Genomic DNA, 6,783 nt, shown 5'->3' with positions numbered 1-6,783 from the left:
CCAGCCATGCACCCCTGTTTGGAATCACAGTATTTGAAGACAGCTTTTCTCCTACTCTGTCAAATTTCATAGCATAGTAAATCCCTGGGGATCTGACCAGCTGGCTGACGATAACTCTTTCGGCTCCATTGATGATAAATGTACCGTTGTCCGTCATAAGCGGGAAATCTCCCATGAATATTTCCTGTTCCTTTACTTCGCCTGTCTCTTTGTTGATCAGACGGACTTTCACTTTTAAAGGAGCAGAATAGGTAGCATCCCTTTCCTTACACTCTTCAACACTATATTTCGGATTTTCATCCAGAGAATAATCTACGAATTCCAATATAAGATTTCCTGTGTAATCCGTAATAGGCGAAACGTCTCTGAAAACTTCCCTCAGACCTTCTTCGAGGAACCATTTGTATGAGTTTTTTTGTACTTCGATAAGATTTGGCATGTCAACTACTTCTTTGATTTTAGAGTAGCTCATTCTTGTGTTCTTACCCAACTGTACGGGATGTACCATTAAAAATCACCTCATAAATTATGACTTTGACTTGATATGAAATATTAACAAACAACCAAACATCTAAATATTATTTACATATTTTTCCTTGCTTATTCCGTTTCATCTACCAAATATGTACCATTTATTCATTATTGGCTAGAACGCACAATATTACTTGCTTTTACGTTTTGTTGCTTTTCATAAATCAAGTTTACAGCTTCGATTTTGTGTGTTATAATTACTTCATGTTAATTCATTAGAAGTAAAAGTTGACAGTCCGATCCGTAATTATAACGCAGTTTATAATTCTAACATACGGTTTTTGACTTGTCAACCTTTTTTTATTTCGGGTCAGAGGGACACTTCTCTACTGCCATCGGTCATCCTCGTCGAGGAGTGTCCCTGATATAACAAAAAAGCAGAATGCAAATTGCATCCTGCCTTTTTTATTGTTAAAATTATTTAATTTCAACAGTTGCGCCAACTTCTTTGAATTTTGCTTCGATGGAAGCAGCTTCGTCTTTGGAAACATTTTCTTTAACAGTCTTTGGAGCTCCGTCAACGAGGTCTTTAGCTTCTTTCAAGCCAAGGCCAGTGAGTTCTCTAACAACTTTGATAACCTTTATTTTGTCTGCGCCAGCTTCCTTCAATATTACGTTGAATTCAGTCTTTTCTTCTGCTGCCGGTGCTGCTGCGCCTGCTGCTGCAGGAGCTGCTGCAACTGCTACAGGAGCTGCTGCTGATACTCCAAATTCTTCTTCTAAAGCTTTTACTAATTCTGATAATTCCAATACTGATAATGCCTTAACGTCTTCAATTAATTTTGTAACTTTTTCACTAGCCATTTTAATATACCTCCATAATTTAGATAAAGTTTATTGTTTTTAATATTAATATCTGTCATTTCCCAAAAGCTGATAAAAGTCTGTTTTTATGCGGCTAAGCATTTGCTTGTTTTTCCGCAATTGCATTCAATGCTACTACCAGGCCTCTTATGTTTCCGTTTAAAACGTTTACCAAACCTGAAATTGGAGCGTTGAATCCACCGAGCACCTTTGCAATGAGAACCTCTCTTGGTGGTAGTTCTGCAAGTGCTTCGATACCTTTCAAATCAATGATCTTTCCTTCAACAACACCAACCTTGAGCTCAAGCTTTTCATATTTCTTTGCATATTCAGAAAGAACTTTTGCTGGAGCAACAGGGTCAGTATCACTTATTGCCATAGAAGTCGGACCATTCAGGAAAGAATCAAGACCTTCCAAACCATTTTCCTTAGCAGCAAATCTTGTTAAAGTATTCTTTACAACTTTGTACTCAACACCTGCTTTTCTAAGTGCATTTCTTAATTCTGTGTCCTGTTCTACTGTAAGTCCTCTATAATCCGCAAAAACCATAGCCTTTGCAGATTTCAACTTGCTGGACAACTCGCTTACAACTTCTTTTTTATACTGCAACACTTTTTCACTAGGCAAAATGTACACCTCCCTTGCACTTATTAATAATTAATAATTAAAATTAAGAATCAATAATTCTTGCGTTTACTCCACTCGAATTACCAACTATAAATTATTAATCTAAATAAATAAACCCTTCATATGCACATAGACACATGAAGGGTGTAAATAATTTCTTTACTTTACCGTCTTCACCTCGGTAGGAAGATTTTATCATTTAATCAATCATATAGATTGATCCTACTGTCTATGGCAAAAAGCTCTATTAAGTTAACCATTGTATATACTACAACATATTTTGCTATTTGTAAAGCTACTTTTGAATTTATTTTATTCTGTTACTTTCTGAGGGTTTACCTTAACACCAGGTCCCATAGTTGAAGCAACTGTTACACTTCTTATATACTGCCCTTTTGCTGCTGCAGGTTTAGCTTTTATAACTGCATCCATCAAAGTGTGGAAGTTATCGATAAGCTTCTGTGTTCCAAATGAAACCTTTCCGATAGGACAGTGAATTATATTTGTTTTATCAAGCCTGTATTCTATTTTACCGGCTTTTATATCTGCTATAGCTTTTGCAACATCCATTGTAACTGTTCCTGCTTTTGGGTTAGGCATCAAACCTTTAGGACCGAGCACCTTACCGAGTCTACCTACAACACCCATCATGTCAGGAGTTGCAACCACAACATCAAAGTCAAACCAGTTATCATTCTGAATCTTAGTAACGAGTTCTTCTGCACCAACATGTTCTGCACCGGCATTCTCAGCTTCCTTAGCCTTGTCTCCCTTAGCAAATACAAGAACTCGTACTTTTTTACCTGTACCATGAGGAAGAACAACTGCTCCTCTTACCTGCTGGTCAGCATGCCTTGAGTCAACACCCATTTTCAAATGTATTTCAACAGTCTCGTCAAACTTTGCTTTCGCTGTCTTTTGGACGAGTTCTAAGGCTTCTGCCGGATCATATAATTTCAAACCTTCAACAAGCTTAACGCTTTCTTGATATTTCTTTCCTCTAAACACTATAATCATCTCCTTTGTGGTAAAATATTCGGGACTTAATCCCTCCCACGTTCATCAATTGACAATTTACAGCAGGCAATTACTATACCTAAAAACTCAAATCAATATGTTTGAAGCCTCTAATAAACTAGTAAATTCCCTTATTCTTAAATATTACAATCAACAATCCATAGCATTGCTTCTGAATTATCAATTATCAATTGTCAATTTCAACTAATATTAGTCTTCTACGACTATGCCCATGCTTCTTGCTGTGCCGGCAATCATGCTTGCTGCAGCGTCAACACTTGCTGCATTTAAGTCAGGCATCTTTAATTCTGCTATTTTTCTAACCTCAGCCTTGGATATCTTTGCTACTTTATCCTTGTTAGGCTTACCGGAACCACTCTCGATTTTACAAGCTTTCTTTAAAAGTACGGAAGCAGGCGGAGTTTTTGTAATGAATGAAAAGGATCTGTCTGCATATACAGTAATAACAACAGGTATTATTAAACCTGCATCTTTAGCAGTTCTTTCATTGAATTCCTTACAAAATCCCATAATATTAACGCCGTGCTGTCCTAAAGCTGGTCCAACCGGTGGAGCCGGAGTTGCTTTCCCCGCAGGAATTTGAAGTTTTACATAGCCAGCAATTTTCTTTGCCATTAGTTTCCACCTCCCAAATTTTAGGCAAAACGATCAGGGTTACAAAAGTCCCGGATCATTTTTATTATAACAATAATCTATAAGTAATGGACTCATTATAGTACCATAAGCTGAAGTATTTGCGTACTTCTGACCCATGATATTATAACCGCCCGCCGTAAGGCCTATATCTTCTGTATTTGTGTCAATTCCAACTCAACAGGTGTTTCTCTGCCAAACATGGAAACAGATACACGAACCTTCTTCTTTTCCATATTTATCTCTTCTACGATACCGATAAAGTTTTCAAGAGGACCTGAAACAACCCTCACATTATCGCCTTCTTCGTAATCAAGAGTAGGTAAGAATTCTTCCACACCCATCATTTTTACTTCATCATCTGTCAATGGAACAGGTTTTGATCCCGGTCCCACAAATCCGGTCACACCTCTGGTGTTTCTAATAATATACCAGGACTCGTCCGTCATAACCATTTTTACTAAAACGTAGCCGGGAAAGACTTTTTTTAAAGTTGCTTTCTTCTTTCCGTCCTTAATCTCTATCTGTTCTTCCATAGGAACAACGATGTCAAGGACATAGTCCTGCATACTTCTGTTTTCTACAATTTTCTCAAGATTTGCTTTTACTTTGTTTTCATAGCCAGAGTATGTATGAACTACATACCATTTGGCAATTTCAGACATATCACCAATATTCATTAAGTTCAATGTCCTCCTTTATTTGCCTGTTAGGAAAATACTAACAATTTTTCCAAGACCATAGTCCGCTATCCATATGACTATGCCAACAACCAGGCAATATGCCAATACAGTAGCCGTATTGTTTATCAGTTGTGATTTACTTGGCCAGATTACTTTTTTTAACTCGCTTCTTACATCCTTGAAGAATCTAACAAAATTTTTGCGAGTATTGGCAAACTTTGAAACTTTAACATCTTCAGCCATACTTACACATCCCCGTTTTTCTTATTTTAATCGTCACAAGTACTTTTAAGGATAATATTATCCTTAAGGGCACAATATACGCAGACGTACGTTATTAACGTATTTTGCTCAAGCTGTAACAGCTTAAAAGGAACGTAGCATGAATACTACCAATTATTTTGTTTCCTTATGAGTAGTATGTTTGTGGCAGAATTTGCAATACTTTTTCATTTCGAGTCTATCAGGATCGTTCTTCTTGTTCTTCATGTTGCTGTAATTCCTTTGTTTGCAATCAGTACATGCTAATGTAATTTTAACTCTCATCTCTAACACCTCCAGCCCCTGGTCTTTTGCACCATATTTATATTAATAATTAATTTTGACATAAAAAAAAAGACCTGCGTTAACGAAGCAATAAATAATCTATCATAATTTTCTTACCCTGTCAAGGTAATTTTAATAAATCGGATCGAGCTGTCTAATACTTAACCCTGCCTTGAAGCCAAGGCAGGGTTATATACTTACTCATCAATAAGCTCACTTATGGGTGCCCCCGGTGGAACTATAGGGAATACCTTATCATCCTTGTCAATCTCAAAATTTATAAGCACCGGTCCATCATTTGAAGCAAGCGCCTCCATTATGGCTGCATCCACCTCTTCCGGTTTAGTGACATTTATGCCTTTAGATCCAAAAGCTTCAGCCAGCTTTACAAAATCCGTTCCTCTATCTATATTCGTAGAAGAAAAACGCCCGTCAAAGAAAAGCTCCTGCCACTGTCTTACCATGCCTAACACACGGTTGTTAAACAGAGCAATTATTACCGGCAGCTTGTATTCAACTGCAGTAGCAAGTTCGTTGCAATTCATTCTGAAGCTGCCGTCTCCTGCAATATTAATTACTTTTTTATCCGGCCTTCCCATTTGAGCGCCTATGCACGCTCCCAATCCATAGCCCATAGTTCCCAAACCGCCTGAAGAAATATATTGCCTTGGCGTTGTATACTTATAAAACTGGGCTGCCCAAATCTGGTGCTGACCCACCTCTGTTGTTATCAGTGCCTCGCCTTTTGTCAGAGCATAAATCCTCTCAACAATATATTGCGGTTTAAGAGTTCCATCCTGAATATATTTTAGCGGATATAATTCTTTCCAATCTTTTATTTTTTTATTCCAGTCCGAATCCTCTTTTTTATTAATTTTCGTGTTCAAATGCTGTAATATTTTCTTTATATTTCCTACAAGAGGATAGTGTACAACAATATTTTTACCGATTTCTGCCGGATCTATGTCAATATGCATGATCTTCGCATTCGGTGCAAATTTGTTTACATTGCTGATTACCCTATCACTGAATCTTGCTCCGATAGCAATGAATAGATCAGAATCAGAGACAGCCAGGTTTGTAGTCTTTGTGCCATGCATACCCATGAGCCCAGTGAACAGCTCATGGGTGCCCGGAAATGACCCCAATCCCATAAGGCTTGTTGATACGGGTATCCTGGCCTTTTCTGCAAGAGCAATAACTTCTTCATGAGCACCAGCAATAGACACTCCTCCACCTGAAAGAATTATGGGTCTTACAGAATTATTGATAATTTCCGCTGCCTGCTCTATTTCGCTTTCACTCACTCCAATAGCTATATCGTGAGGCTTTTTGAGCGGTTTATGCTCAAATTCTGTCGCTGTTGAAGTTACATCCTTACAAACATCTATCAGTACCGGCCCAGGTCTTCCTTCTTTTGCTACTATAAAAGCTTCTCTTATCGTATCTGCCAGCCTTGTAACATCCTTAACAATATAGTTATGTTTCGTAACAGGCATAGTTATACCGGTAATATCAACCTCCTGAAACGAATCTTTTCCTAAAAGCGTCGTAGGCACCTGACCTGTAATTGCAACCATAGGCACCGAATCCATATATGCAGTTGCAATTCCCGTTACAAGGTTTGTTGCTCCCGGACCAGAAGTCGCTATACATACCCCAACCTTCCCGGTGGCTCTTGCATATCCATCAGCAGCATGGGACGCACCCTGCTCATGAGATGTCAAAACATGGCGTATTTCATTTCTTGCCTTATACAAGGCATCATATATAACAATTGCCTGGCCTCCTGGAAATCCAAAGACAGTGTCAACACCCTGCTCTTTCAAACATTCTATGATTATTTCCGCACCAGTTAATTTCATGCTTCATACCCCCAACCAAATCAATTGATAATTGTCAACTCTCCATTATCAATCC

The 6,783-nt window shown here is 38.1% G+C and carries 9 protein-coding genes and 1 other annotated feature; all 9 genes read right to left on the bottom strand.

Annotation, left to right across the window (positions count from 1 at the left end):
• Positions 1–508: DNA-directed RNA polymerase subunit beta (locus N3I35_03315; protein MCX8129113.1), on the bottom strand; the 508-nt coding region annotated here is incomplete at its 3' end.
• Between the two features lie 440 nt (positions 509–948).
• A complete protein-coding gene (gene rplL, locus N3I35_03310) occupies positions 949–1,335 on the bottom strand; it encodes a 50S ribosomal protein L7/L12 (protein ID MCX8129112.1) in 387 nt (128 codons plus the stop codon).
• 94 nt (positions 1,336–1,429) lie between these two features.
• Positions 1,430–1,963 (bottom strand): 50S ribosomal protein L10, encoded by a 534-nt coding sequence (rplJ, locus tag N3I35_03305; protein ID MCX8129111.1) that lies wholly within the window; start codon positions 1,961–1,963, stop codon positions 1,430–1,432.
• A 100-nt stretch (positions 1,964–2,063) separates the two neighbouring features.
• Positions 2,064–2,216: a sequence feature (ribosomal protein L10 leader region), on the bottom strand.
• Positions 2,217–2,275: 59 nt separating this feature from the next.
• On the bottom strand, positions 2,276–2,971 hold the full coding sequence (gene rplA / locus N3I35_03300; protein ID MCX8129110.1) for a 50S ribosomal protein L1: 696 nt from the start codon (positions 2,969–2,971) through the stop codon (positions 2,276–2,278).
• 219 nt (positions 2,972–3,190) lie between these two features.
• Positions 3,191–3,616 (bottom strand): 50S ribosomal protein L11, encoded by a 426-nt coding sequence (rplK, locus tag N3I35_03295; protein ID MCX8129109.1) that lies wholly within the window; start codon positions 3,614–3,616, stop codon positions 3,191–3,193.
• Positions 3,617–3,780: 164 nt separating this feature from the next.
• Positions 3,781–4,299: a transcription termination/antitermination protein NusG gene (gene nusG, locus N3I35_03290; protein MCX8129108.1), complete on the bottom strand. Its 519-nt coding sequence runs from the start codon at positions 4,297–4,299 to the stop codon at positions 3,781–3,783.
• A gap of 33 nt (positions 4,300–4,332) precedes the next feature.
• Complete coding sequence (gene secE / locus N3I35_03285; protein ID MCX8129107.1) at positions 4,333–4,560, bottom strand: preprotein translocase subunit SecE; 228 nt, start codon at positions 4,558–4,560, stop codon at positions 4,333–4,335.
• Positions 4,561–4,713: 153 nt separating this feature from the next.
• Entirely contained in the window at positions 4,714–4,863 is a 150-nt protein-coding gene (gene rpmG / locus N3I35_03280) for a 50S ribosomal protein L33 (protein MCX8129106.1), read from the bottom strand.
• 197 nt (positions 4,864–5,060) lie between these two features.
• Positions 5,061–6,728 carry a biosynthetic-type acetolactate synthase large subunit gene (gene ilvB / locus N3I35_03275; GenBank protein ID MCX8129105.1) on the bottom strand — a complete coding sequence of 556 codons (1,668 nt, stop codon included), beginning with the start codon at positions 6,726–6,728 and terminating at the stop codon, positions 5,061–5,063.
• Between the last annotated feature and the right edge of the window lie 55 nt (positions 6,729–6,783).

The organism is Clostridia bacterium (genome assembly GCA_026414765.1).
Taxonomy (GTDB): domain Bacteria; phylum Bacillota; class Clostridia; order Acetivibrionales; family DSM-27016; genus SKW86.
The sequence above is the reverse complement of the archived record's forward strand: the minus strand, read 5'-3'. Positions and strand labels throughout refer to the sequence as shown.